The sequence below is a fragment of the Aminobacterium sp. UBA4987 genome, from assembly GCF_002396985.1.
Classification (GTDB): domain Bacteria; phylum Synergistota; class Synergistia; order Synergistales; family Aminobacteriaceae; genus Aminobacterium; species Aminobacterium colombiense.
Genome location: NZ_DGZF01000009.1, coordinates 299,314 through 323,893 on the forward strand (window position 1 = coordinate 299,314; position 24,580 = coordinate 323,893).

Below are 24,580 nucleotides of genomic sequence, written 5' to 3' on the forward strand. Positions count from 1 at the left end.
AATGACACAAATGCTGAAATATGCAATTCTTTCACTGTCTCTTCTTACTATCGTTTCCACCTCGGCAGTTTCGCCTGCCCTTGCAGAGATGGCAGCCTATTTCTCTTCAGCAGAGATCTTTCTCGTTCAACTCGTGGTTGTTCTTCATGCTTTTGCCATTGTTCCCTCTCTTCTTGCAGCCATATGGCTTGCAGAAAGATTTTCAAGAAAAAAAGTACTTCTTGCCGGGTTGCTTACCTTTACCGTGTCAGGAATTTTAGGCGGAGCGGTAAGCAACATATATGTTCTTTTAACACTGCGCCTGATGTTGGGTATCGGTCTTGGAATGCTTGTTCCATTTTCGACTTCTCTGATAGCAGATTTTTTTGATGAGGGAGAAAGGCAGAAAATGCTTGGACTATCCACATCCCTAAATATGATAGGAGGTATGTTTGCCCTTACCATTTCCGGTTACCTAGCCCTTGTATCATGGAGACTCCCTTTTTTGATCTATCTATGTGGATTGCCGGTCTTCTTCTTAATACTTCGAGCCCTTCCAGATGATCACGGGAAATCACAGAAGGCAACATCGGCATCTGGGAAATTCCCTACCCATGTTTACAAGGTAGCTTTTATAATGCTTCTCTTCAGTATTCTGTTTTTTGTTATAACACCTACCATGGCCCTGTTTCTTAAAAACAATGGATTGGGTGATTCTAGAATGGCTGGCTTTGCCATAGCATTTACAACCCTTTTTGGCGCCATGTCGGGCTTTGTTTTGCCAAGAACCCTTAAAATTACGGGAAGATTCTTTATGCCAGTCATGCTGTTCATAATAAGCGCCGGATTTTTATTCCTTTACTTTTCCACATTCATAGGCATGGTTTTTATCGGGGCATCACTTATAGGATTTTCTAACCGTTCCATATATCCCATATTCTTTTACAAGGCCACTCAGGGAGTGCCTTCGGAATATTCCATCAGAGCTACTGCCATCGTATCGGCCACCATCTATTTGGGGCAATTTTTGGCTCCCATTTTCCAGAAATGTGTAGGAACTCTCTTCCAGAATCCCTCCACTCGATTCCTTTACCTCTTTGTTGCCATTACAACAATTGTCAGTGCGATCTTTGTTCTCCTTAAAATCCTTTTCCAAAAGAAGGCTCTTTAGTCCGTTAGGAAAGCCAGTCAATCTTGCCATGAGAGTATGAGAAAAAGAAAAAATCCCCCTTCCGGTGGACTGCAAGATCTTGGGTCTAAAAACAAATATGCGAAAGAATATTGACACTACCGGGTTAAGCAATTGTCGTTCGGAGGTGTTTGATTAACTCTTTCTCTTCTTTTGTAACTATTTTATTACGATGTATGTCACTGTGGCATATTTTACAAAGAGCTTCGAGGTTTTCTACGTTACAATTATTTTTCACCCTATCAAGATGATGTACTTCAAGTAATTCATGATGTTGCAAAAGAGAAACGCCACATTTTTCACATTTCCATCTTACGCTATCTCTGTAGACGTAGGATATGTCTTTCCAATTGGTGGGATATGTATTCATTTGCATATTGAAGTCACGTCGTTTGGGGAGTGCTGAAAAGTATGATGAGGTCTCTTTTAAAAAGTCTTGAATGTTAAAAGTATCATAAATATAATCTCGCTGTTCCTTTGCGGCATATTTATATCCTCGATAATTAAAGCTTTGGAGGCAGCAACGACAAACTCTTAGTGGAATGACTTCTTCATATCGTTGCTCACTGGAAATAATGGCCATTTTAAATTCCCCAGTTAGCCTGTTAGTAGCGATATATTGTTCATATCGCCCCTGGTCACGCATTTTTTGAATATGCGAACACTCCATAAAATGAAATTTGCGACTTTCAATATATTCTTTTCTAACTTCGGGGATATATATTAAAGCTAGATTTCCATTTATAGAAGCCATTTTCCGCGGGTTCTCAAAAAGTTTTTTTAAAATTAAATCGCCATTTTCATTATTTTCAAAGGAAATCTCGAATATAGCTTCGGGTAAGTTTATACTGGGTTCCGGATTCCAATTGATTAAAGGTGCGCCAATCTTTTTTCGTATTGTATCAAGCTCGGGGAAAGAAATATCTAGTTTCATTGTTTTATACCTTGAAGAATTGAAATTATTCTTGATTCAGCATCGGTGCAGACCCTGAATTCCACTCTTCTAGAAAGCGCTGGATTTTCGTCCCCATTTATTTTCATAATGGGCTTGCTCGAAGAGAGACCATTAGCTGTTAGATTTTTTTTTGCCCATTCAAAATCATCTTGCGTGCTCTTTATCGAAAGACAATATTGAAGTACAGATCGTGTTCTGTCCTGCGAAAGTTCCATGTTCTTAAAATAGGCTTCTAGTGGTTCTGAAGCACCTTCCCATTCAGAGGATGTATGCCCCTCGATACGCACCTCAGTGACATTATTCCGATAGGAGCGTAGAACATTAAGATAGCGAGGGAAAAAATCATCTAGAATTTTTTTAAATCCAGGAGAAATTTCTGAACTTCCAGAAAGGAAAAAAACAGAAGGTTCTTTAAATCGGACAGAAAGCAATTTTTTATCGATTTCAGCCTGCCATTTTTGAAGGTCATTTTTGAATTCTCTATTTAGGTCGTTATAAAGAGATTCCTGTGTTATATCCCAAAGAATGGCAACCTGTTCTACTTTATATTTTTCTTGTTCGATGTCTTTCATGTAGGCGACAGCAAGGAATAAGAAAATAATCATAAGTCCAGACATCATATCCGAAATAGAGATCCATTGAGTTCCCTGTTTTTCTGCTTGGCTAACGTTGAATAACTTATCAATTTTCACTCATTATCTCCTCCTTGGATTTTTCAGTTGCTTCCACCAAGAGACAGGAAAGATTTTTTGTGATTTCAGAATATTGCTCAATCACTTTATACTGCTCTATCACTTTAGAGTTATCATCGACCAGTTTTTGAGCAATTGAAGTCATATTACGCCCGAGATTTACGATGGCATTTCTCATTTCATTTTCCATCATTTCATCAAAACAAATGAATTGTGTTTTCAGTTCATCTCCTACATGAAGAAATGTGTCTGAGAATATAGTTTTAAACTTTTCAACAGCTTCTTGCATTAGGTTTTCATGATGGAGGGCAAACTCTGTGTATCGTTTAGAAAGATCATGAAATATCTCTTTCTGTTTTTTTACAATGTCTCCAGTCTTTTCACTACTCTCAAGTACGCTTGTAGAAAAATCTATGGTCAAATCTTCTATGCCTCGTTTTATTGTAGGGAAGACATTTTCTGCTTCCTGTCTCAAAGCTGCGAATCCTTTAAGTAACTCTGAAGCTTTTTCAAGTTCAACTTCAAGAGCGTTCAACAGTTCAGTCAGGGAATCTATAGCTTCAGGGATAGTATTAGTGGATTCACTAATTCTTTCCATAACAACGGAAATGGAGTAGATTTTTTCATATGTATCTTGAAAGCGGGCTTCAAGTCTTTCGATGTGCTCCTTGTAATTTTCCTGCCATTTAAGCATAGCTCTGACAGCATGATTTAGTTCTTTAAAATTATCTCCGAACTGTTCATTTATTTTTGTATTAAAATCACGTATAACTTTTTTAAGGGCGCCTATGATGGCTTCGGTGTTTTTTTGGGTCATATTGTTAGAAAATTCTCCAAATTGTTTTAGTACATCTAAAAAATAAAGTTCAATAGTTTCATTTCCTTCTTTAATATTCTTCTGAATTTCAATTTTGAAATGATTCATTTGTGAAGCGAGAGAATCATCTTCCGTTTCGTTAATGCTTTTTTTTATGCTGGAGAGAATCTCTTCCTGTTTTTGCATTATTAAAAAAATATCGTAAGAAGTAACATTTTTGTAGTCATTGTTATTTCTAAAAGAGCCGTAAAAAACTTGAACTATTTTATAAGCGAGAGAACAAGCCATTCCGAGAATGCTTGTCCAGAAAGCAAGTTTCATCCCATTTAACAATTGCGGTATGCTTTGGTCTATATTGCCAACATCAAAATTTGCAAGGCCAACGGCAATGCCTACAAATGTTCCGAAAAGACCAATAGTGGTTAGAAGAACAGGGACGTGGTCAAAGATAAACGATGTAGAATTTTTTCTAAAAGTAGGAGTTAGCGCTAAAATAGGGAAAAGAATAGCTATTGAAAGAATAGCTATGGTGAAAAAACGAGAGATCGGTGTTCCCCAAAGGCCGTCGAGAATTAATGAGGACATAGGAGTTAAAACGTTTTCTATCATTACGAATTCAGCTCTTTTCGTAAAATATTATTGTATTTTCTCCAAAGCGGAACTCATAAAAAATCAGATTTACCTTAGCTTGCCAATAACCAACTAGTTGGTGTAGGAGTGATAATAAAATTTAGTCTTTTATATGAATGTTTATATCATTTAATAAAAAACACTGCAAGTTTATAGCTTGCAACTTGGTTATGGTTTATCATGCCATGTTTAATTTTTGCAGCCCTCGAAGAGTACGCCATTGGACAAGGTTTTTCTTTTATTTCATGCTCATCCGCTCCACATACTCTTTCAACACAGTTGCGTTGTTTTGTTCATTGTTTTTTGAGCTGTAGAGCAGGGTTACTTTTTCAGATTTTGCGCGAATTACAAGGGCACGAAGGGTGTCATGCTGGTTTTCTAGCTCTTCTATGTATTGCTTTTCAAAATCCTCCCAGCTAAGGTCTCCGCTGTGGAAAGCCTTGCGAAGGCTGTTAGATGGGGCGACTTCCTTCATCCATTCATCCACTTTTGCCTTTTCTTTTGATAGGCCTCTGGGCCACAGGCGATCCACAAGAATGCGGTATCCATCATTGACATCAGGCTCTTCATAGATTCTTTTCAGCGATATAACCATGTTCTTCCTCCTGGTTTTGAAGTGCTTGCTTTAAAAAGGAGGCCGCACCACTGGTTCATGCGGCCTCTATCTATGCGCTGTTTTGCAAGCAGGTGCCTATAGCTGTGAGTGTTTCTCCTTTATTTTGTCGGCAAGGGTATCTAATGCTTTCAGGTCTTCTTCCCGTGGGAAGCCTTTGCACATGATGGTGTCGAGCACTTCTACCTTCAGGTTCGGAATTAATCCGGCGATCTGTTCCACCGCTTTGGTTCCCCAGCCGTAGGAACCGATAATAGCCGCATATTTAACCTTTGGTTTTAATGCGTTGGCGAGCTGGGTTACAGAGAAGACTACAGGATGAGGCCCGTAGTGCACTGTCGGCGTTCCGATTACGATGGTGGCAGCGTCCACCAGGGCCATGGCAAGCTTGCCAATATCCGTTGAGGACAACTCGAATTTCTCAACTTTGATACCCCGCTCCGCTAGAGAGCTTACAAGGTAATCCACCATTCTCTCTGTGCTTCCATGCATAGAGATGTAGGGGATTACCACTTTGTTAGAGACCTTGTCAGAAATCCAGTCGCGATAATGGTCGAGGATGCATTGGGGCTTATCGTAGATTGGGCCGTGGCTAGGGGCGATAAGCTCAAAGTCGAGATTCTCGATCTTTTCCATGTTTTTTCTGATTATTGTGCGGAAGGGCATCATAATCTCCGCATAGTAGCGTTTTGCAGCCTCGCACACATAGGGGTCGTCCCCTGCGTAGAGGTCTGATGTCGCAAGATGGGATCCGAAGAAGTCGCAGGTAAAAAGAATCTTTTCCTCCTTCAGGTATGTAACCATGGTTTCAGGCCAATGGACCCAGGGGGTGTAAATAAAGGTCAGGTTGCGGTCTCCCAGTGATAGGGTTTCGCCATCTTCAACGATTTTGATTCTTTCTTCGGCAACGCATAGGTGATCGATGAGCAACTCTTTGGCTTTCTGTGAACAGACCAGTTTTGCCTCAGGGTATTTTTCAAGAATCACAGGAATGGATCCAGAATGGTCCTGCTCGGCATGATGGGATATAAGATAGTCAATATGGGGAATATCCTTCAGCTGTTCAAGCAGAATATCTACTTTGGCAGGGTCTACTGTGTCGATTAGGGCTGTCTTTTCAGACCCCTGAACAAAGTAGACGTTATAACTGGTTCCGTCGGGAAGGGGGATTAGAGAATCGAAAAGTCTTCTGTTCCAGTCAATTGCTCCCATCCATTGAACTCTGTCGCTTATGTTCCTCGGCTTCATAGGCACTGCCTCCCTTTCTCTTTTCTCAGTTTTCTATTTCCACAGGAACCCAGGCGAGCCCAAAGACCTTGATGTTAATATTGGTGCTTTGGGGACGGACAAGATGTTCCTGGGTTGCCTCCCTGTATTTCTCCATGCTTTCTGTAAGTTTCTCTATTTCTTCATTCAAACTTGCTTCAAGAGCGGCTAATTGTTCTTGTATGAATTGGGTTTTTTCTTCGGCTCTTGCTATGTCCATCTTTTCTTTTTTGAGCTTGCCCGCTTTTGAAAGGGCGGAGCCCATTCTATAAGTGGAAGTGGCAGTAAGGCTTTTTCTGCCGAGCAGAGCGCTTGCAATGGCTGAGCCAAAGGATATGACAGTATCGATGTTTCTGTTCTTGGCCTGTTCGCTTTCTCTTGCAATGGCTTGTTCTGCCGCCATGAGCTGTTTTTGGAGGGTCGCCATTTTACTGTCATATTTTTTTCTTAGTTTTTCAATTCCCATATCCCTTTTTTCTCTCAGGGCTTCCTCAACCCGTATTTCAAAATCCCCTCTGCCTTCTCCGGGTGAACCGGCTAGTTTCAAAGACTGATTTTTGAAGATTACAAGAGGTTTATTCTGACGTATCCATCGTTGAAAGGCTTTTTCCCACTTTTTATAATTGCTGGGATTAGCCATAGCTGCCGGAAGCTCAAGAAACTTCAATTGCTCGTTGCCCTCTCTGCAAAGATCCCCCTCATCAAGTTCAAGGGCGTTCTCCCAGTTTGGTTCAAGGGTATTGTGTGGGGCTTCTGCCCCCAATAGGCAGGCGATTCTTTCTTCAATGCCCAGTTTTGGGTTCGAATAGTAAATGTCACCGCTACCTACGATAAAGGGTTTATATGCCCAGGAATCGGATGTGACAGGAAGATCAACAAAGAATTCATTGACATCAGGTGAGATGGCCGGTTTAACAGGGGAGGTGTATCCTTTTACGCCTCTGGTTCTTTCCATGGCCGGTTTGGCCCCTTCAACATGGGGTTCTTCTTTTCTTTCTTCCATAATAGAAGATATCTGCTCCCGGGTGAGCGGCCCTCTGAGATATGACATGGCCCATCGTGAAGTAAAAATAGAAGGGCTGTTTTCGTGAACATTGTTGAGGAGGAACTCTCTTTTTTTCAAACCCGTTATGGCCTTGTCGAGAAATTGGCGGTCATACCCTGACGCATTTTCGAGCCGCTCCAACCCTTCGAGTACGCGGTCTTTATCTCGCTGGGTCTGAAGGCGCCCTATAAACCAGGTTCCTATGTTTGAAAGTCCTTTGTAATCCAGATCCACGGGGTTCTGGGTAGCTAAAACCACTCCGATACCGAAGGCCCTAGCTTGCTTGAGCAGGGTGATGAGAGGTTTTTTTGAAGGTGGTTCTTTTACGGGAGGCATATACCCAAATACCTCATCAATGTAAAGAATGGCTCGAAGGCTTGGGGTTCCGGTCTGAGTTCGCATCCACCCGACTATTTCGTTGAGGACCATGGAAATAAAGAACATTCTTTCGTTGTCAGAGAGGTGTGAAACTGTAAATATCGAGGCCCGGGGCTTCCCTTCGGGAGAGTGAAGGAAGCTGCCTATTTCAAGGGGAACTCCGGTCATCCATTGGTTAAAGGCTGGGGACGCCAATATCTGGTTCAGAGCAAGTGCCAGTTTGAATCGCTCGCTTGGGGGGTAAAAGGTGTCTGTGGGCATAACTCCAATTTGGGCAAAAGGAGGGGTCTGAATTCCATTTATGATCATTGGCAAATCTACATCTTTGCTGTCTCTCCAGCTTTGCTCAAATATCTTTGATATGAGAAGGTGTTCCCTTCCGGAGAGGGGGTCAGATTCAATGTTTAGAAGAGAGAGGAGTGTGGATGTAGTGTTTTGAACCTTTTCTAAAAAAAGGTCATGATCGTTGATGATTTTTTCAGAGGGGCATCTGAAAGACCCGAGCACGTTTACTTTTATGCCAGAATTGCTTCCCGGAGTATAAATGCTGAAGCTGACAGATTCCCTCATCTTTTTTATTCTGTCACCGTCTATTCCCCACCCGGCAAGGCCCTTTTTCCATTTTTCTGCCTCCCTGGCAGCATATTCAGAAGGGGGAAAACCTTCTGCAGTCGCATTTTCTATGTTGATCCATGGCAGAAAATCTTCTGACCGCTGTTCTGGAAATGATAGAAGGAGGTTGGTAATGTCCCCTTTGGGGTCGATGGCTATTACGGGAATGTTATCCATGAGGGCTTCTTCCAGAAGAGCTATGCCAAGGCCGGTCTTTCCGCTGCCTGTCATCCCTATGATCATTCCATGGGTTGTCAGGTCCTTTGAATCATAAAGCACTAAATTATCGCTCACTTTACCACTTTGGGGTTCTATTTCTTTCCCCAGATAGAATTTGCCCATGAGTTCGAAGTTTTCCATCATCATCCCTCCTGTTACTCCAATGTCTATGCACTACTATAATCTATTTCTCTAATATTTATTACAAAGTACCATATTTATATTAGTTAACAAGGTTTGAACGATTATAATACTGTAAATTTCTCTGAGCTAAAATGGGGTGGAATAAAAGGTTAGAAAAAGCTATCGGTTTTCAGTTAAAGTAAAGTCACCAAACCAAACCCAACCGAAGGAGTGAACCACCGATGGCCGAAGTAAAGATATGAATACCTCCCTACCCCCCCTTTGGGGCATAATATTGAGGGCATATTTTACCGCCAGCCAGGGGAACAAAAAACTTTGAAAATATAGTTGACGATGTCAACTAATTGATTTATAATACCGCTTAATATTGCAGAAAGCGTCAAGAATGGCTTTGCTGCAATTAATCCATGGTAATTTTGGAGGCTATATGAAGCAAACCGCGATTTCGGATATAAGCAGATCATTAATTGAACTTGCGTGGCATTTTGGCCCCAAAGGATTGAATGGCGAATGCTGTGAAAACCTTACAATGCCGGAGTTCATAGCATTAGATAAAGTTGCTTCCTCACCGAATTGCCCCGTGCAAGATGTCGGTTATTCACTTGGTTTTACAAAAAGTGGTGCAACTAGGATTGTGAATCGGCTCGAAAAAAAAGGATATGTCGAAAAAGTTAAATCGCATAAAGATGCAAGGGTCTGCTGTGTGGAAATAACAAGGTCAGGAGAACAGGTCTTGTTATCCGCTAATTTGCGCTATATGGAACAATTCCATGCTCTTGTTTCTAAGATGTCGGGGCATTCCTTGGTTGATATAGTTGAAATGCTTACTGCAATGGCAAAAGCGCTGAAGGGCTAAATTGGGGGCTTTATCGTTGACATAGTTAACGATGTCAAGGAGGATTTCAGGATGAACAATTTTGTTAGCACCATTCAATTTTTTTTGATTATTACCGCAGAGCTGGTTGTTCTATTTATAGGAATCAGTACGCTTGTTGCGCTAATATTAATGTATATGCCGCAAGATAAACTCAAGCAGTGGCTCGCTCGTCGCGGGATATGGGGTAATTTTCTGGGCGCTGTTGTTGGCTCACTAACCCCTTTTTGTTCTTGCTCAACCATACCAATGACACTAGGTTTGCTGAACGCCGGGGCACCTTTTGGGCCGGTTATGTCATTTGTCATCGCTTCGCCTCTGCTGAATCCAATCATTATCAGCATGGTCTGGCTGCTTATGGGAATAAAGGCTTGCTTGATTTATTTCTCCGTCACCTTTTTCGGATCGATTTTCTTCGGTGTTTTCCTTGAAAAAATAGGGGGGGCACAATATGTGAAAATGGTGAGGATCAAATCTAACTGCTGTGGTGCTAATAACGAGTCTGAAAATGTTCCAATGGATTTTTCGAAAAAATTAAAGGCTTCATTTATTTCTGCCTGGGGTGATTTCAGAGCTGTCCTTATTTACCTTCTCATTGGTGTCGGCATTGGTGCAGTAATTTACGGATACATTCCCCAAGATTTCGTAACAAAGATGGCCGGGCCTGATAATCCGTTTGCAATTCCAATTGCGGCCACTATTGGTGTTCCACTTTATATCCGGGCAGAAACAGCTATTCCGATTGGGTTGGCGTTGTCTCAAAAAGGTATGAGTATGGGAGCAGTTATTGCTTTGATCATTGGCGGCGCTGGCATGGCTATACCCGAAATGGTCATGCTCGGGAGCATCTTCAAAAAGCGTTTGGTCTGCGCAATCGTTGTTGTCATATGGGCTACAGCTGTTGTAGGCGGATATGTATTTAACACAATACTTTAATAGGGTATGGGGGAGAGAGGGCCAGACTGAAGATACAGGCCAATTCTATGGCAAGCTGACGGAGCTGTTATTTCCAGTGTGATCATTGTTATTTTGATGCACCTGATTTTTATGAAAGAGGAGAATTGGAGAATCGTCGCACAAATGATCATGCCTGTTGAGGAAGCCAAACGACCTTTTGCGGAACGCTCTTTACTTTGCGCTACCCTGACCAAGTAGTTGCCTGCTCAGTACTGCTATGTTGCCGGAGGTGTGCTTATGAAAGCAGCTCAAAAGAATAGCTTGTTCTTATTACTGTTCGTGAGTCTATGTTTGTTTATACTGATAGCCTGCGGCAAGTACACCTACGCCGAGAAAACAGCCTCGGAGATAAAAGCAGAGGCAGTGCAGAGATTACCTAAGCTTCTCGATCTCGGAGCCCAAAAATGCATCCCCTGCAAAATGATGGCTCCTATTCTTGATGAGTTGACCAAGGAATACAAAGGCGTATTTGACGTTGAGTTCATTGATGTCTGGCAACCCGAGAACAAAGAAAAAGCTAAGGCTTATGGAATTAGGTCAATTCCTACACAGATCTTTTTTGATGCTAGCGGCAAGGAGCTCTGGAGGCATGAAGGATTCATCTCCAAAGAAGATATCCTGAAAAAATGGGAAGAGCTTGGCTTCTCCTTTAAAGTAGTTCTGCAGGAAAATGACCCGAACAAATCTGATGCTTCGGAAAGCGAGTAGGATAATATGGAACGGCTGAAGAAGATTCTGACCAACTGTCTGCTTGCCTTTGCCATGATCAGCATCGGATTTGCACTTGGCAAACACTCCGTGAAGTTGGATAAGCAAACAAATAGTCTGTTTAACGAGAATGGACGTCAGGTGGCTGTTTATTATCTCCACTCTACCTTTCGCTGTATAACCTGTAATACCATCGAAAAAATGACTTGGGAATTGCTGACCAGCTCTTACAGTGATGAGCTGGCTGACAGGAAAATTCAGTGGATTAAAGACAATTTCCAAGAAAACGAAGCACTGGCCGAGCAGTTTGAAGTTTTTGCAAGCTGTGTGGTAGTGGCTGAAATGGAAAATGGAGTCATCACTGATTATAAGCGACTGGATGATGTTTGGACCTTGATGAAAGATCCTGAAGCCTTCAACAGATATATCAGCGACGCCATAGACGGGTATCTAAAAAAGACTGGAGGCAAGTCATGATCTGGACAGTCTTTTTATCTGCTCTTTGGCTAGGCATCCTGACAGCGATCAGCCCTTGCCCGCTGACGATGAATATTGCAGCCGTCTCATTTATAGGGCGAAAGGCCGGACAGAAGAACCACGTCATCGGCTCTGGTATTCTTTATTCCGCAGGACGCACAATTGCCTACGTCATTCTAGGCGTCGTAATTACAACCAGTATGCTTGGCAGAGCAGAGATCTCCAGCTTTTTGCAGAAATATATGAATGAAGCCCTCGGCCCGATCCTTATCATACTGGGACTTGTACTTCTGGGATGGCTCGGTTCCAGTATAACTTTGCACGTTGGTGCGGAGAAACTTCAGGAGAAGGCAACAAAAGGCGGGGTACTTTGGGCTTTCCCGATTGGATTTCTGTTTGCCCTCTCTTTTTGTCCGGTGTCGGCAGGTCTGTTCTTCGGCGGACTTCTGCCACTGGCATTGAAACAACAGTCATCTATCATGCTGCCGGTGGTCTACGGCATCGGCACCTCTTTACCGGTAGTCATATTCGCCTTCCTCATGGCGTTTGGTTCCGCCTATGTCGGCAAAGCCTTCAATCGGCTGACGCAAATCGAAATCTGGGTCAGACGAATGGCTGGAACAGCTTTCATTCTTACAGGCATTTATTATAGTCTGACATATATATACGGTATTTTAGTTTAAAATCTGCAAAGGAACTTGACTGGGGGGCTTTTTTTACATATCTTACTAAGATTCTTGGCTCATTATGCAACCATAGGTGGGGCAAAATATAGATAAACTGACTGCAATATTCAAGACGCAAACCGGCTTCGGATTGTATTGGCTCTTGTGGAGCACGAAGAGCCGTGTGCCTGCCAGCACATGGGTGTCCTGATTCAATATTGATAGTGCGGACGGAAACGGATTATATAAAGAATGTCCATTCGGCGGTAATTACAACTGTTAAGTAAAAGGAGGTTTGTCTCAATGAACAACGAAATTTGTCCGGCGAATGACCGGCATATGACCAGCATATTCGAGAAGTATCTGACCGTCTGGGTAGGGTTGTGTATTATCGCTGGGATTCTTCTCGGAAAAATTGCCCCGGGGTTGGCCAAAACACTGGATGGAATGAGCATCAATGTCAATGGAGCACCTGTTGTCTCCATCCCGATTGCCATCTGTCTGTTCTTCATGATGTACCCGATTATGGTGAAAATAGACTTTGCCAGCGTCGTAAAAGCAGGCAAAAGCGGAAAGCCTGTTTTACTGACCTTGTTCATCAACTGGTGTATAAAGCCGTTCACCATGTACGCCATCGCCATGCTATTTCTGGGCGTTTTGCTAAAGGGATCGCTCGGAACCGAAGCGATGGATCTGGTAAAAATGCCCTTTGGCCTCGACCTGCTGGTCGGAGCGGAGCATGGTGCCGGAACCGTTGTGCTGCAAGATGGCATTAAAATGCTTCAGATTCCGCTGTGGCGAAGTTACTTTGCCGGATGTATCCTGCTGGGAATCGCTCCCTGTACCGCCATGGTTCTGGTCTGGGGCTATCTGGCTCGAGGTAATGACGGTTTGACACTCGTAATGGTCGCAATCAACTCTCTGACAATGCTTGCCCTCTATGGCGTATTGGGTGGTTTCCTGCTTGGCGTCGGCAAACTACCGGTTCCCTGGCAGGCATTGTTGCTTTCCGTCGCCATTTATGTAGCCTTGCCGCTAGTTGCCGGATACTTCTCCCGCAAATGGCTTATTGGGTACAAGGGCGAAGCGTGGTTCAAGGAAAAATTTCTTCACATGCTGACACCGGTAACCATCAGTGCACTGTTGTTGACGCTAATACTCCTGTTCAGCTTCAAAGGCGAAACCATTCTGGCCAATCCCCTGACCATTCTCTGGATCTCAATTCCGCTCTTTATCCAAACTGTTCTTATTTTCGGGCTGACCTACGGCGCAGCCAAAATGCTCAAACTGAATTATGAAGATGCTGCTCCAGCCGCAATGATCGGGGCTTCCAATCATTTCGAAGTCGCTATCGCTACCGCCGTAATGATTTTCGGACTGTCGTCCGGTGCCGCCCTTGCAACGGTGGTTGGCGTGTTGATTGAGGTACCGGTGATGCTAATGCTTGTAGGTATCTGTAAGCGAACATCTAGCTGGTTCTCATAATAGCCATTAGAAGTGCCAAACTACTTCAGATGTCATGTCCCCCTGCAGGTGGCGATAACCGATAAGGCCAGTTCCGCCAGGGGGGTACCGAATGCGACGATGATCAAATCGCTGCTCGATCACGTGATAGATATCTTTCAGGCTCGATGACCTGGGCATCATAGTCCCGCTTAAATTGCGTCCGGTTTTCTGAACTCAAGGCAACCAATCTCGGAGGAAAGCAAACAAATCCTCGAAACGCCGAAATTTCGACGTCCTCGTAAGTGGCACCCCCAAGAAAAGACAAGAATCGCCAAGTTCGCCCCGGTAATTCCATCCTGAATGAAGTCGGCTCCCTCGGATGTCGCGAACTATCTGGTGCCTGCAATATGTGGCCGAGCGCACTGTAGTCTAAGCCACCTTCCTGGATCTTGAAGTTTCCCATATTTATATCAGTTAACAAGGTTTGCACAATATGGTATCAGAGTGATATTCTTACATAAATTATTCTCTGTGCTACATCTTGTACGTTGATCGACACAACTCTTCATATCCGCCTCGTGTATATCCTTTAAAGATCTTGCCTGTAAATTAAATAGGAGGGTCTTATGCGAATGAAATCCTCAAAGAAGCTTTTTTCAGATAGAAAAGATAAGCGAAAATATATGAGAACAATGCTTGTTTTTGTGCTTCTTTTTGTTTCGCCTCTTCACTCTGCCCCCGTTAACGCTTTTGAACATCAAGGGCAGGTCTCCCTTTGGGGAGTTTATAATGACAACATAGACGGGCAAATGGGGTTCAGATATATTCCTGAGGTGACCTGGAGCGGGAGTATTAGCGATGCGCTTACGATTGATGCCCTTCTTTCCCTGGATATTCATACGCACACCACCTTCGATTCATTTAAAGAGGTGGGGGATAATTTTGACGTAGATTTGTACCGAGCTTGGGGGCGATTATCCGGCGATCGATACGAGGTGCGCCTTGGTCTTCAGAGGATAAATTTCGGACCGGCTCGCATACTCCGTTCTCTCAAATGGTTTGATCAGCTTGATCCGCGAGATCCATTGAATCTTACAGATGGTGTATATGCCCTTCTTGGCCGATACTACTTTCTCAACAACTCGAACATCTGGATATGGGGGCTATACGGCAATGATGATCTAAAAGGGCTGGAAACCTTTAAAACAGATGGGGATAGGGTGGAGTATGGCTTCAGGTATGAGTTTCCTGTTCCAAAGGGGGAAATGGCTTTTACGTACCACAACAGACGGGTTGATAAACACTGGTGGAGTAGAATTCAGCCAGACATACTTATGGGCGGAGTGGAGAACCGTTATGCTATAGACGGCAGCTTTGATATTGGCATCGGCTTATGGTTCGAAGCTGCTTTCAGCGAGTTAAAAAAGGATTCCAGTCATTCCCTTTGGACGAGGCATCTCACTATTGGGGCCGACTATACCTTCGATATTGGCCCGGGCGTTCACATTCTCGGGGAACATTATTTGCGATCCACTGGCAGCGGTATAAGGGAACTGGAAACCGACTCTAGAATATCGGCAATCTCAGTGGATTTCAGCACGAGTGTTCTCGATACCATTACACTCATTGCATATTATGACTGGCAAAAAGACGAGCTGTACCCCAACCTGAGCTGGCAACGCACCTACGACGACTGGCTTATAAATGTGACTGCCTTTCACAATAGCTGTGATACAGAGAGCGTTTACTCCGGAACAGGCATAATATGCACTATATTGTATAATTATTAACGTACGTGGCATAAAGGGGGTCTGTTGATGCCGATAGTGAATATAAAAGGGCTGACAAAGAGGTATCCTATGGGGGATCATACGTTTACGGCTCTCAGCAGCGTCGATCTCGAATTTAAAAAGGGTGAATTCTGCGGATTGATTGGGCCCAGCGGCTCTGGCAAGACTACGCTGTTAAACATTATTGGCGCTCTTGATGCTCCCTCAGAGGGCAGCGTTGTTGTCATAGACAGGAATGTAGAAAACTTGTCCCATAAGGAATCCGCTCAATTGCGGAACCACCATATCGGTTTTATTTTTCAGACGTACAACCTTTTTCCTGTCTATAACGTTTACGAAAATATAGAATTTCCCCTATTGCTTCTTAAAATGCCTCAAAAGGAAAGGAAGGAAAAGATATTTGATGCCCTGGAGTGGCTTGGCTTAACAGACAAGATTGACTCTAGGCCTGCGCAGCTTTCTGGAGGGGAGTGTCAGCGGGTGGCGGTGGCCAGGGCCGTAGTGAAACGACCAGAATTGATCTTAGCTGATGAACCTACCGCTAATCTCGACAGTGAAAACTCTTACAATATTTTGGAAATGATGGTGAAGCTCAACAAAGAACTTGAAACCACCTTTATTTTTGCCACCCATGATGAGAAGGTGATGAAATATCTCAGGAGGAAGATCCATTTGTTCGATGGACGGGTCGCGCAGGATGAAATAATTTCTGAAGGAGCCCACTAGGATGCTTGGCGCGAAACTGGCGTTCAGAAACATTAAAGAGGCTGGCCTCAGAACGTGGCTCAATGTGGCTGTTCTTGCCCTGACATTTATTGTTATCGTGGGCTTTCAGGGCCTCTACACAGGCATTCTTGCCCAGAGTTCCAGAGCTATGATTGAAGATGAGGTGGCAGGGGGCCAATACTGGCAACAGAATTATGATCCATACGACGTGCTATCTGTTGAGGATGGTCACGGCGTTGTCCCAGATGGCCTGGTACGGATAATCGAAAATAAAGAAGCTACGCCCATTCTTATCCGTCAGGCGACGATCTATCTTTTGGGGCGAGCCCAGGCAGCGGAGCTTAGAGGCATTGATCCATCACAGACAATTTTAAACATCCCCTCCCACTCTCTTTATGGTCAAGAGGGTGAATTGCCCATCCTTACAGGCAGAAGAATGGCAAAGAACAAAAATCTTTCCATTGGCGACTATGTGACAATACGCTGGAGAGATGCTCGTGGAACCTTCGATGCCATGGAAGGGAAAGTTGTGCACATTATGGACACCAAGGTCCCTACTATTGATAGTGGAGTCTTGTGGGTGCCCCTTGATGCGTTGCGTCAAATGACTGTTTTAGAGAAAGAGGCAACAATAGTAGTAGTTAGCAGGGATGCTGGCAAGATTGGGACGTACCCTGGGTGGCATTTTAATACGCAGGCTTTTTTATTAAGGGACCTTACAGAATGGATAAAGTCGGAAAGGATTTCCGCCTCAATTGTTTACATAATTTTATTGTTCCTGGGTATGCTCGCAATCTTTGATACACAGGTGCTCTCTATTTTCAGGCGAAAAAAGGAGATTGGAACATTAATAGCCTTAGGCATGACAAGAATGCAGGTAGTTATGCTTTTTACTATGGAAGGCGTGATCCAGGGAGTGCTGGCGATTTGCGTTTCACTGATTTTCGGAATGCCTCTTTTATCTTTCCTCTCTGAAAAGGGGCTGTCTATACCCCAGATAGTGGAGGGATATGGTTTCGCCCTTTCAGATAAACTTTACCCTATATACTCGGCAGAGCTTGTTTTAGGAACAATGCTCTTTCTTATGGTGGTTGTAACGATTATCAGCTTTCTGCCATCAAGCAAGATAGCGAAGCTCCAGCCCACAGAAGCGTTAAAGGGGAAAATATCATGATTATTTTTATTCTGAAGGGGTTAATGAGAGACCGCTCTCGGAGCCTGTTCCCCGTTCTTATGGTCAGCGCCGGGGTTTTCTTAACCGTATTCCTCTACTGTTTCATGGAGGGGGCCATGGGGAATTTAATAAGCTCTACAGCGAAGTTTGATACAGGTCATGTAAAGGTTATGACAAGAGCATACAAAGAACTCTCAGACCAGATTCCGAATGATTTGGCCATCATGGAAGTAGAAGACCTGCTCTCTTGGCTGAAAAATAATGAAGAGGACATGTTATGGACTCCGAGGATCCGTTTCGGAGGGCTTCTTGATGTTCCTGACGAAAAGGGGGAGACTAAGGCCCAGGGTCCCGCCTTTGGTCTGGGAATAGACCTTTTTGGCGAAAACACTCCTGAAAAAGATCTTTTCAATATAGAGAAATCCATTGTGCGAGGCCATTATCCCAGCCAATCAAACGAAATATTGATAAGCGATGAATTTGCAAAAAAACTGGGCGTGGATATAGGCGGAACAGTGACCCTTATTGGATCAACCATGTACGGATCTATGGCAACCTATAACTTTAAAGTTATAGGGACGGTGTATTTTGGCATGACCCCAATGGATAGAAGCACCATAATCGTAGATATCAGAGATGTGCAATCTGCCCTTGACATGGCAGATAGCGCAAGTGAAATCGTGGGGTATACGCAGGATATGCTTTACTCAAATGATCGTATGAAAAAGGTAGCTCAGCGATTTAATAAGGAATTTGCAAGGGAAGATAATGATTTTTCTCCTCTAATGACATCCCTTGGTCAGCAGGATAATTTTGAGGAATACTTGCGATATGCCGGAGCCGTGGCAAGTATTATTGTTGGTATTTTTGTTTTGGCTATGTCTATCGTGCTTTGGAATTCTGGCTTGATGAACGGCCTGCGCCGTTATGGCGAAATAGGCGTACGTCTCGCCATGGGGGAATCGAAGGGGCATTTATACCGTGGAATGATAATTGAATCATTGATCATTGGGCTCATAGGGTCAATTTTAGGAACCGCTTTAGGACTCGCCATTTCGTATTATATGCAATATACGGGGATAGACTTTAGCGAAATAATGCAAAAATCCAGTATGTTCATATCAAATGTCATACGAGCTCAGGTGACACCAGCGAGTTATATCATCGGATTCTTACCGGGAGTCTTTGCTTCTGTAACGGGGGCTATGTTTGCTGGCATAGGTATCTATAAGAGAGAAACGGCCCAACTTATTAAGGAGCTGGAAATATGAAGAGATTGATCCTTTTGTTATTATTGATGACCCATTGTGGCCTTTCCTACGGAGAAGAGCTTTCCGGCATTAGCATTCTTGAGAAAGTGGATGCTAACTATATTGCCGATAACCGAAAGGTTGTTAGCACAATGATTGTAAAGGGTAGTAGAGGCACTCGGACCATGCAGGCCCAATCGTGGGTAGAGGGTATGGATAAGGCGTTTACCGAATTTCTATCCCCTCCCCGAGAACAGGGGACAAAGATGCTAAAGCTTGGCGATGAGCTATGGATATACACTCCAGCGACAGATCGTACAATAAAAATAGCCGGCCATATGCTCAGGCGTTCTTTGATGGGTTCCGATATATCCTATGAAGATTATATGGAGGATCCCAAATTGAGCAATTTATACGACGTTGAGCTTGTTGGTGAAGAGAGTTTCAGCAATCGAGATTGTTATGTCCTTGAACTCACTGCAAAAGAAGAGGGGCTATCATATAATTCCCGAAAGTTATGGGTGGATAAAGAAAACTATCTTCCTTTGAGAGAGGATCGTTTTGCCAAAGGCGGCAAGCTATTAAAGACCTTTTTAATTAACGAGGTTTTCAAAGTTCAAGATCGGTGGTATCCCAAGAGAGCTACGGTTAAAGATGTCTTGGCTACTGGGGAGGGTACGGAATTTATCATAGATGCCATCGAATTTAATGTTGAGATACCGGACTACATTTTTTCTAAAGCTTCTCTGCGCAAATAACCATAAAAATCCAAAGGGGCAATTTATCTAAAAGGGGACAGAAAAATGGAAAAATATTTTTACGAAATATTTGAATCGTTGCCTCGGCAAGGGCCAGGCGACGTCGCATCAACTAAGAAAGCTTTTGAAAAACTTGTTGGTTTACCTGATCGCCTAGGAATTCTGGCCTAGGGGCAAGGATATTCTACGAACGTTGAAACCAAAGGGGCGGATTCCCTTCCAGAGGAGGCATAAATGATGAAGTTGAAAAAAGTTGATGCTCAGACGTTGCTTGAATTTACCACTGAAGTTCTTAAATCTTTTGGCTACCCGCAGGCCCAGGCTGATATAACCGCAAAGGTTTTGGTTGAAGCTGACGCGAGGGGCATCCCTTCTCATGGGGTTGCGCGCCTTGCGATGTATAAGAGAAATGTGGCAGGAGGATCCGCCAGGCCAGCAGCAGAACCTGAAGTTATTCATGAAACCCCCGTTTCTCTTTCTGTAGACGGGAAACATGGAATAGGACCCTATATATCAAAGTTTACTATGGAGAAGTGCCTGAAAAAGGGGCTTGAAACAGGAGTCTGTTTTGGTTCTGTAAAAGATTCCAACCATTTTGGGATAGCTGGTTATTGGGCTGATATGGCGACATCTCACAACATGATAGGCATGGCCTTCACGAACACTCTTAAATGCGGCATTGTAACAGGGGGAAGGGAAAGGCTTCTTGGAACAAACCCTATAGCGGTAGCTATACCGAGAGATAATAAAGAATCATTCCTTCTCGATATGGCCACCACAACAGTTGCTCACGGAAAGATTGAAGTGTATGGCAGACGGAAGAAGGAGATGCCTATTGGCTGGGCCGTGGATGAGTATGGTAAAAACTCATCTGATGCCCGTTATATTGAAGATCTTATTCTCTCTAAAGAGCCTTTTGGAGGGCAATTATACCTTGGCGGAGAGGGCGAGATGTTAGGCGGTCACAAAGGATATGGCCTTGCTCTTCTTGTAGAGCTGTTGTGTTCAGGTCTTTCTCTTGGAACCTGGAGCAGGTACACTTTCCAAGGTGGGGAAGGGTCAGGAACCGCCCATTTCTTTGCAGTTTTCAGACTTGATCTGTTTGGAGATGCGGAAAAAATTAAAAAGCATGTTGATTCTATTCTTACTGAAATTCAGAACAGTGAAAGAGCACCGGGCTATGACAGAATCTACGTTCACGGAGAAAAAGAATGGGGGAACAGGGCTGTTTCTATAAAGGATGGAGTTCCTCTTGATGCAGCTACGTGCACTCTTCTTGAGGGCTTTGCCAAGGACTACAACATACCCAGCCTCTTTAATTAAAACCTGCATATACGAAAATAGAAAGCAAATTAAAGAGCCCAGCCGATTAATAGCGGCTGGGCTCTTTTGCACGTATCTATACGGTGGAAGTCCAGAATGGGGGCAAGCCGCCACCTCCTGTTCGTTTTTACCAAGAGTTCTGGATTATATCGTATCTATAATTGATGGCAACTATTGCTTTCTTTCCCGACACTGCTTGCCGAAAGATGACTCATTATTTTAAGACCATAAGCCTTCATATTCCTTGCGGCAGAAATTACCCCTAGAAGGTCTACCTTAGTCTGGACACCAATTTTCTCTAAAAAGTTGACCAAGTCTTCTGTGGCAACATTTCCAGCTGCGCCAGGAGCAAAAGGACATCCACCCAGTCCTCCTGCAGCTGAGTCAAAAGAGTTGAATCCCAGATGTAAGGCTGCTAGAGTGTTCACCAATGCCATTCCATGGGTGTCATGAAGGTGAAGGAAGAATGGATAGTTTCCATATTTTCCTCTGATTTTTGAAAGTGTCGTAGTCACTTCGAATGGATTAGCAGTTCCGATAGTGTCAGCAAGTGTAATTCCATGCACTCCTATTTCGAATATGGCATCGAGAACCCTGATCACGTTATCTGGATTAACGGTGCCTTCAAACGGGCATTCAAATGCAGTAGCAACAGAAACGCATAGTTTGGTTTCTCCTTTTATTGCTGCTACCCTTTTGAGCTCTTCTAGAGATTCGGCTACGGTTCTCTTGGTGTTTGCTTTGTTGTGAGATTCACTGGCAGACAGTACAAAGTTGATCCAGTCAGGGTTAACTTTAAGAGCGTTTTCGGCGCCTCTAAGGTTAGGAATAAGCACTACAGATTCTACTTTGTCCTTCCATCTCTTGTTGAACTCTTCCATTACATCCGCTGCGTCTGCCATTTGAGGGATGGCTTTAGGGCTTACAAAGGATGTAACCTCCATTATTGAAATTCCAGTTTCAACCAAGGTGTTTATGAATTTTACCTTATCTTCTGTAGGTATGAAGTCCCTAACACTCTGAAAACCGTCTCTCGGACATACTTCACGAATGGTTGCCGAATGGGGGATCTGCTTGTCCATCATTAAAGAACACCTTTCCCTTCTAATTCTTTGACCTTTTCAATATCAAGGCCAAGAAGTTCTTCTAGTATCTCGGCATTATGCTGCCCAAGGAGAGGAGAGTGGGTTCTTATCGAGGTGGGGGTATCCGAAAGCTTAATATGGCTTCCAGTTATCGTCAGATCTCCCGCTACCGGATGGTTAGTTTTAACAAACATTTCCCGGTCTCCCGCTATGTGGGGGTCATTTACGATTTTATCTATAGTCATTATGGGAGCGCAAGGAATTCCAGCCTTATTTATTAAGTCAAATGCTTCTTGGACAGTATGTTTCATGGTCCATTCTTCGACAATAACCTTGAGTTCTTCGTGTTTCCCCACACGGTCTTTGACTTCAAGGTATTCTGGGGCTTCTGCCAACTCAGGTTTTCCTATTACCTTACAAAGACTTTGCCATAGTTTATTGTTAGCAGCCCCGATTACAAGACTACCGTCGGAAGCCTTGAAGGAATCGTAAGGATAAGTAGACTCGTAACGATTGCCAATTCTTTGTGGAACCCTTCCTTCAACAAGATAAATCATGTTAATGATCTCGAGGCTCGCTACTGCAGAGTCTACAAGGGCGATATCGACTTTCTGGCCTATCCCAGTTATGTTTCTTGAATTGACTGCAGCAAGAATGCCGATAGCACAGGAAAGGCCTGCTAAAACATCTCCCATTGCAGTTCCTGTACGGGTCGGTTCTCCTCCGGGCCATCCAGTAGTGCTCATAAGTCCGCTCATAGCTTGGGCTATGATGTCATATCCAGGGCGCATTTTGTATGGCCCTGTATGCCCAAATCCAGAAATAGCGGCATAAATGATGCGGGGGTTGACTTCTTTCAGAGTTTCATAACCGATACCTAGTTTTTCCATTGTGCCGGGACGAAAATTTTCTGTCACAATGTCTGCTTTCTTGACCATTTCAAGAAAGAGTTCTTTCCCCACAGGATCTTTAAGATTAAGAGTCATTCCCCTTTTATTTCTGTTAAGGTTTATATAATAGGCACTTTCACCCTTTTGAAAGGGGCCCATAAACCGAGTATCATCACCTCGACCTGCTTGCTCGATTTTTATAACATCTGCCCCCATGTCGGCAAGCATCATTGTGCAGAAAGGCCCAGCCAATACCCTCGTGAGATCCAGTACCTTCAAATTTGTTAGTGCACCTTTTACCCCCATTAAATTTCCACACCCTTTCAGTAATATTTACAGTACGAGTTCCATTTTAAAAACATAGAAAAGCATTCTTTCTCCTCGGAAATTGAACTAGTGAAATTTAAGGTAATATTCTTTCCTCTCAATCTAAATGTTTCATAAAAAACGTATCCGATTTTAATGCTCGAAAGGTAAACTCTCACGGGAAACTAGCTTTTATTGAGGTTGTTGGCAATCATATTTTCATGAAGGAAGTAATCGCATTGCTTTGCGATGGCTAGTAGAAAGTTTTTGCTTGTTTTAAGGTGATCTGCAATCTCGCGGGCAATGGTTTAATCTTCCAGGAAAGAAATTTTTGCTAATAAAAACCTCAGGTAGATCCAGTCACCGCTTTTGTTGATAGTCGACAAAATTATATATCTATATTCTTTTTTGTCAATTAAGTCGAACAAGGAATATTATGCATTTCTCCTATCTATTATGAAAATAAAGCTAGCTGATGATAATGAGGATATGCTCTATGATTGAGATGCACGATCTCTTTTAACTCAGATGTCTTCTAGTTTCTTTGTTTTTTACTACGTCGTGTATATTTATATTTTGTAATGATAATCTGCTAATTAGATTCTCTAAACGATGCGTGCTAAATGACAATAATAATAGGAAAAATAAAAACCAGGGTTTTCTTTTTTAGTCGTCAAATTTTATTTTAAGAAGTTATTTATAGTATATGTCGACACTATAGGCAAAAAACGGTAATTTTTGTCTGTTATCCTGCTGTTTTAGCGGTGTTTTGATGTTATAAAAGCGCTTTTTAGCCCTAGTTGCAAAGGATCCCTTATTGCTGTATATTAAACATAATAGTAGTTAACTGTCGACTAATTGTAATTATATCGAGGCTTGTAAGGAGTAGGAATTATATGGTCAATAAAAAATGCGGTTCTAATGAAACGATTACATCTCAAGTGGTGAATTACATAAGAAATCAAATTCTTGTCTCAAAGAAGTATAAAAAGGGGGACAAGATAGTTGAGTCCAAAATCGCAGAAAAATTTAATATTAGCCGGGCTCCGGTAAGGGAGGCTCTTCGTCGTCTCGAGAGTCATGGTCTGGTAACCACCATTCCCCGGAGGGGAGCCTTTGTCAGCGCTTTTTCCGTGGAAGAGATGGAAGAGATTTATGGCTTGCGTTACCTTTTGGAAGGCAGCATATATGAATCTTTGGTTAAAAAAGAACTTCTGAAAGAATCAGATTTTAGTTACCTCTCATGGCTCATTGATCAAATGGTGAAAATAGCACGATCTGAGATGACACCCGATGAAAAGGTTTTGGCCTTTTTTAAAAAAGATATAGAGTTCCATTACTTTACATGGCTCAAAGCAGAACGCCCTAGGACAATGAATATCCTGTCTGACTTGTATCATCAGCTGGAATTGGGAATGCTTGACGATCTTAGCAATGAAAAAAACCTTGAGGAAGCTGCTCGTAATCATTACAAAATCTTGGAATTCTTAAAAAGTGGGGAGCTCGAAAAACTTAAAGAGAGCAGATCCTGGAGTCTTTTTGCAAGAAGGATAGAAAACATTAAATCCAAAGGTTAATTTTGTTTGCGAACGTCGAAAGATGTTGGCAATTA

At 43.0% G+C, this 24,580-nt stretch carries 24 protein-coding genes; 15 read left to right on the forward strand and 9 right to left on the reverse strand.

Annotation, left to right across the window (positions count from 1 at the left end; genetic code table 11):
* Position 1: 1 nt before the first annotated feature.
* On the forward strand, positions 2 to 1,150 hold the full coding sequence (locus tag B2U56_RS05515) for an MFS transporter (RefSeq protein WP_286952706.1): 1,149 nt from the start codon (positions 2 to 4) through the stop codon (positions 1,148 to 1,150).
* A gap of 124 nt (positions 1,151 to 1,274) precedes the next feature.
* Here the strand turns inward: B2U56_RS05515 and B2U56_RS05520 are convergent, their stop codons facing one another.
* The 6 genes from B2U56_RS05520 to B2U56_RS05545 all read right to left on the reverse strand — a co-directional run bounded on the left by B2U56_RS05520 (position 1,275) and on the right by B2U56_RS05545 (position 8,536).
* Positions 1,275 to 2,102 carry an HNH endonuclease signature motif containing protein gene (locus B2U56_RS05520; protein ID WP_286952707.1) on the reverse strand — a complete coding sequence of 276 codons (828 nt, stop codon included), beginning with the start codon at positions 2,100 to 2,102 and terminating at the stop codon, positions 1,275 to 1,277.
* Entirely contained in the window at positions 2,099 to 2,815 is a 717-nt protein-coding gene (locus tag B2U56_RS05525; RefSeq protein WP_286952708.1) for an OmpA/MotB family protein, read from the reverse strand. The genes B2U56_RS05520 and B2U56_RS05525 overlap by 4 nt, the downstream gene beginning before the upstream one ends.
* The gene (locus tag B2U56_RS05530; protein WP_286952709.1) at positions 2,805 to 4,241 is read right to left on the reverse strand and encodes an ECF transporter S component; all 1,437 of its coding nucleotides are present in this window, start codon (positions 4,239 to 4,241) and stop codon (positions 2,805 to 2,807) included. Before B2U56_RS05530 ends, B2U56_RS05525 begins: the two co-directional genes overlap by 11 nt.
* A 259-nt stretch (positions 4,242 to 4,500) precedes the next feature.
* Entirely contained in the window at positions 4,501 to 4,857 is a 357-nt protein-coding gene (locus B2U56_RS05535; RefSeq protein WP_013048714.1) for a DUF488 domain-containing protein, read from the reverse strand.
* 96 nt (positions 4,858 to 4,953) lie between these two features.
* Positions 4,954 to 6,123, reverse strand: a complete 1,170-nt coding sequence (locus B2U56_RS05540; protein ID WP_286952710.1) for an FprA family A-type flavoprotein — start codon at positions 6,121 to 6,123, stop codon at positions 4,954 to 4,956.
* A gap of 25 nt (positions 6,124 to 6,148) precedes the next feature.
* Complete coding sequence (locus B2U56_RS05545) at positions 6,149 to 8,536, reverse strand: helicase HerA domain-containing protein (RefSeq protein WP_286952711.1); 2,388 nt, start codon at positions 8,534 to 8,536, stop codon at positions 6,149 to 6,151.
* Positions 8,537 to 8,924: 388 nt separating this feature from the next.
* Here B2U56_RS05545 and B2U56_RS05550 point away from each other — a divergent pair, with 388 nt between their 5' ends.
* From B2U56_RS05550 to arsB, 6 genes are all read left to right on the forward strand, one after another.
* A complete protein-coding gene (locus B2U56_RS05550; RefSeq protein ID WP_286952712.1) occupies positions 8,925 to 9,395 on the forward strand; it encodes a MarR family winged helix-turn-helix transcriptional regulator in 471 nt (156 codons plus the stop codon).
* Between the two features lie 51 nt (positions 9,396 to 9,446).
* Entirely contained in the window at positions 9,447 to 10,349 is a 903-nt protein-coding gene (locus B2U56_RS05555; RefSeq protein WP_286952713.1) for a permease, read from the forward strand.
* 258 nt (positions 10,350 to 10,607) lie between these two features.
* Positions 10,608 to 11,078: a thioredoxin family protein gene (locus B2U56_RS05560; RefSeq protein ID WP_213701024.1), complete on the forward strand. Its 471-nt coding sequence runs from the start codon at positions 10,608 to 10,610 to the stop codon at positions 11,076 to 11,078.
* A gap of 6 nt (positions 11,079 to 11,084) precedes the next feature.
* Complete coding sequence (locus B2U56_RS05565) at positions 11,085 to 11,555, forward strand: nitrophenyl compound nitroreductase subunit ArsF family protein (protein ID WP_213701023.1); 471 nt, start codon at positions 11,085 to 11,087, stop codon at positions 11,553 to 11,555.
* On the forward strand, positions 11,552 to 12,238 hold the full coding sequence (locus tag B2U56_RS05570; protein WP_286952714.1) for an aromatic aminobenezylarsenical efflux permease ArsG family transporter: 687 nt from the start codon (positions 11,552 to 11,554) through the stop codon (positions 12,236 to 12,238). The genes B2U56_RS05565 and B2U56_RS05570 overlap by 4 nt, the downstream gene beginning before the upstream one ends.
* Before the next feature lie 285 nt (positions 12,239 to 12,523).
* Positions 12,524 to 13,705 carry an ACR3 family arsenite efflux transporter gene (arsB, locus tag B2U56_RS05575; protein ID WP_286952715.1) on the forward strand — a complete coding sequence of 394 codons (1,182 nt, stop codon included), beginning with the start codon at positions 12,524 to 12,526 and terminating at the stop codon, positions 13,703 to 13,705.
* Positions 13,706 to 13,711: 6 nt separating this feature from the next.
* Here the strand turns inward: arsB and B2U56_RS05580 are convergent, their stop codons facing one another.
* Positions 13,712 to 13,867, reverse strand: coding sequence for a hypothetical protein (locus tag B2U56_RS05580; protein WP_286952716.1), 156 nt, complete (start codon positions 13,865 to 13,867; stop codon positions 13,712 to 13,714).
* 431 nt (positions 13,868 to 14,298) lie between these two features.
* On the opposite strand from B2U56_RS05580, the gene B2U56_RS05585 reads away from it, so the two are divergent.
* From B2U56_RS05585 to B2U56_RS05615, 7 genes are all read left to right on the forward strand, one after another.
* The gene (locus tag B2U56_RS05585; protein ID WP_286952717.1) at positions 14,299 to 15,456 is read left to right on the forward strand and encodes a hypothetical protein; all 1,158 of its coding nucleotides are present in this window, start codon (positions 14,299 to 14,301) and stop codon (positions 15,454 to 15,456) included.
* A gap of 27 nt (positions 15,457 to 15,483) precedes the next feature.
* Positions 15,484 to 16,182, forward strand: a complete 699-nt coding sequence (locus tag B2U56_RS05590; RefSeq protein WP_286952718.1) for an ABC transporter ATP-binding protein — start codon at positions 15,484 to 15,486, stop codon at positions 16,180 to 16,182.
* A 1-nt stretch (position 16,183) separates the two neighbouring features.
* Positions 16,184 to 17,356, forward strand: coding sequence for an ABC transporter permease (locus tag B2U56_RS05595; RefSeq protein WP_286952719.1), 1,173 nt, complete (start codon positions 16,184 to 16,186; stop codon positions 17,354 to 17,356).
* Positions 17,353 to 18,627 carry an ABC transporter permease gene (locus B2U56_RS05600; protein WP_286952720.1) on the forward strand — a complete coding sequence of 425 codons (1,275 nt, stop codon included), beginning with the start codon at positions 17,353 to 17,355 and terminating at the stop codon, positions 18,625 to 18,627. Before B2U56_RS05595 ends, B2U56_RS05600 begins: the two co-directional genes overlap by 4 nt.
* Positions 18,624 to 19,364: an outer membrane lipoprotein-sorting protein gene (locus B2U56_RS05605; protein ID WP_286952721.1), complete on the forward strand. Its 741-nt coding sequence runs from the start codon at positions 18,624 to 18,626 to the stop codon at positions 19,362 to 19,364. The genes B2U56_RS05600 and B2U56_RS05605 overlap by 4 nt, the downstream gene beginning before the upstream one ends.
* Before the next feature lie 45 nt (positions 19,365 to 19,409).
* Positions 19,410 to 19,535, forward strand: a complete 126-nt coding sequence (locus B2U56_RS05610; RefSeq protein ID WP_286952722.1) for a hypothetical protein — start codon at positions 19,410 to 19,412, stop codon at positions 19,533 to 19,535.
* A gap of 63 nt (positions 19,536 to 19,598) precedes the next feature.
* Entirely contained in the window at positions 19,599 to 20,687 is a 1,089-nt protein-coding gene (locus B2U56_RS05615) for an Ldh family oxidoreductase (protein WP_286952723.1), read from the forward strand.
* Between the two features lie 155 nt (positions 20,688 to 20,842).
* Here B2U56_RS05615 and B2U56_RS05620 read toward each other — a convergent pair whose 3' ends face one another.
* Positions 20,843 to 21,772: a hydroxymethylglutaryl-CoA lyase gene (locus tag B2U56_RS05620; protein ID WP_286952724.1), complete on the reverse strand. Its 930-nt coding sequence runs from the start codon at positions 21,770 to 21,772 to the stop codon at positions 20,843 to 20,845.
* Positions 21,772 to 22,968 carry a CaiB/BaiF CoA transferase family protein gene (locus B2U56_RS05625; protein WP_286952725.1) on the reverse strand — a complete coding sequence of 399 codons (1,197 nt, stop codon included), beginning with the start codon at positions 22,966 to 22,968 and terminating at the stop codon, positions 21,772 to 21,774. Before B2U56_RS05625 ends, B2U56_RS05620 begins: the two co-directional genes overlap by 1 nt.
* Before the next feature lie 896 nt (positions 22,969 to 23,864).
* On the opposite strand from B2U56_RS05625, the gene B2U56_RS05630 reads away from it, so the two are divergent.
* Entirely contained in the window at positions 23,865 to 24,545 is a 681-nt protein-coding gene (locus tag B2U56_RS05630; protein WP_286952726.1) for a GntR family transcriptional regulator, read from the forward strand.
* The last annotated feature ends 35 nt before the right edge of the window (positions 24,546 to 24,580 follow it).

Excerpts from the sequence above, each read along its gene's own strand:
- B2U56_RS05515 (WP_286952706.1), top strand. The coding sequence starts at position 2 with ATGACACAAATGCTGAAATATGCAATTCTTTCACTGTCTCTTCTTACT.
- B2U56_RS05520 (WP_286952707.1), bottom strand. The coding sequence starts at position 2,102 with ATGAAACTAGATATTTCTTTCCCCGAGCTTGATACAATACGAAAAAAG.
- B2U56_RS05530 (WP_286952709.1), bottom strand. The coding sequence starts at position 4,241 with ATGATAGAAAACGTTTTAACTCCTATGTCCTCATTAATTCTCGACGGC.
- B2U56_RS05535 (WP_013048714.1), bottom strand. The coding sequence starts at position 4,857 with ATGGTTATATCGCTGAAAAGAATCTATGAAGAGCCTGATGTCAATGAT.
- B2U56_RS05540 (WP_286952710.1), bottom strand. The coding sequence starts at position 6,123 with ATGAAGCCGAGGAACATAAGCGACAGAGTTCAATGGATGGGAGCAATT.
- B2U56_RS05545 (WP_286952711.1), bottom strand. The coding sequence starts at position 8,536 with ATGGAAAACTTCGAACTCATGGGCAAATTCTATCTGGGGAAAGAAATA.
- B2U56_RS05550 (WP_286952712.1), top strand. The coding sequence starts at position 8,925 with ATGGCTTTGCTGCAATTAATCCATGGTAATTTTGGAGGCTATATGAAG.
- B2U56_RS05555 (WP_286952713.1), top strand. The coding sequence starts at position 9,447 with ATGAACAATTTTGTTAGCACCATTCAATTTTTTTTGATTATTACCGCA.
- B2U56_RS05560 (WP_213701024.1), top strand. The coding sequence starts at position 10,608 with ATGAAAGCAGCTCAAAAGAATAGCTTGTTCTTATTACTGTTCGTGAGT.
- B2U56_RS05565 (WP_213701023.1), top strand. The coding sequence starts at position 11,085 with ATGGAACGGCTGAAGAAGATTCTGACCAACTGTCTGCTTGCCTTTGCC.
- B2U56_RS05570 (WP_286952714.1), top strand. The coding sequence starts at position 11,552 with ATGATCTGGACAGTCTTTTTATCTGCTCTTTGGCTAGGCATCCTGACA.
- arsB (WP_286952715.1), top strand. The coding sequence starts at position 12,524 with ATGAACAACGAAATTTGTCCGGCGAATGACCGGCATATGACCAGCATA.
- B2U56_RS05580 (WP_286952716.1), bottom strand. The coding sequence starts at position 13,867 with ATGATGCCCAGGTCATCGAGCCTGAAAGATATCTATCACGTGATCGAG.
- B2U56_RS05585 (WP_286952717.1), top strand. The coding sequence starts at position 14,299 with ATGAAATCCTCAAAGAAGCTTTTTTCAGATAGAAAAGATAAGCGAAAA.
- B2U56_RS05590 (WP_286952718.1), top strand. The coding sequence starts at position 15,484 with ATGCCGATAGTGAATATAAAAGGGCTGACAAAGAGGTATCCTATGGGG.
- B2U56_RS05595 (WP_286952719.1), top strand. The coding sequence starts at position 16,184 with ATGCTTGGCGCGAAACTGGCGTTCAGAAACATTAAAGAGGCTGGCCTC.
- B2U56_RS05600 (WP_286952720.1), top strand. The coding sequence starts at position 17,353 with ATGATTATTTTTATTCTGAAGGGGTTAATGAGAGACCGCTCTCGGAGC.
- B2U56_RS05605 (WP_286952721.1), top strand. The coding sequence starts at position 18,624 with ATGAAGAGATTGATCCTTTTGTTATTATTGATGACCCATTGTGGCCTT.
- B2U56_RS05610 (WP_286952722.1), top strand. The coding sequence starts at position 19,410 with ATGGAAAAATATTTTTACGAAATATTTGAATCGTTGCCTCGGCAAGGG.
- B2U56_RS05615 (WP_286952723.1), top strand. The coding sequence starts at position 19,599 with ATGATGAAGTTGAAAAAAGTTGATGCTCAGACGTTGCTTGAATTTACC.
- B2U56_RS05620 (WP_286952724.1), bottom strand. The coding sequence starts at position 21,772 with ATGATGGACAAGCAGATCCCCCATTCGGCAACCATTCGTGAAGTATGT.
- B2U56_RS05625 (WP_286952725.1), bottom strand. The coding sequence starts at position 22,968 with ATGGGGGTAAAAGGTGCACTAACAAATTTGAAGGTACTGGATCTCACG.
- B2U56_RS05630 (WP_286952726.1), top strand. The coding sequence starts at position 23,865 with ATGGTCAATAAAAAATGCGGTTCTAATGAAACGATTACATCTCAAGTG.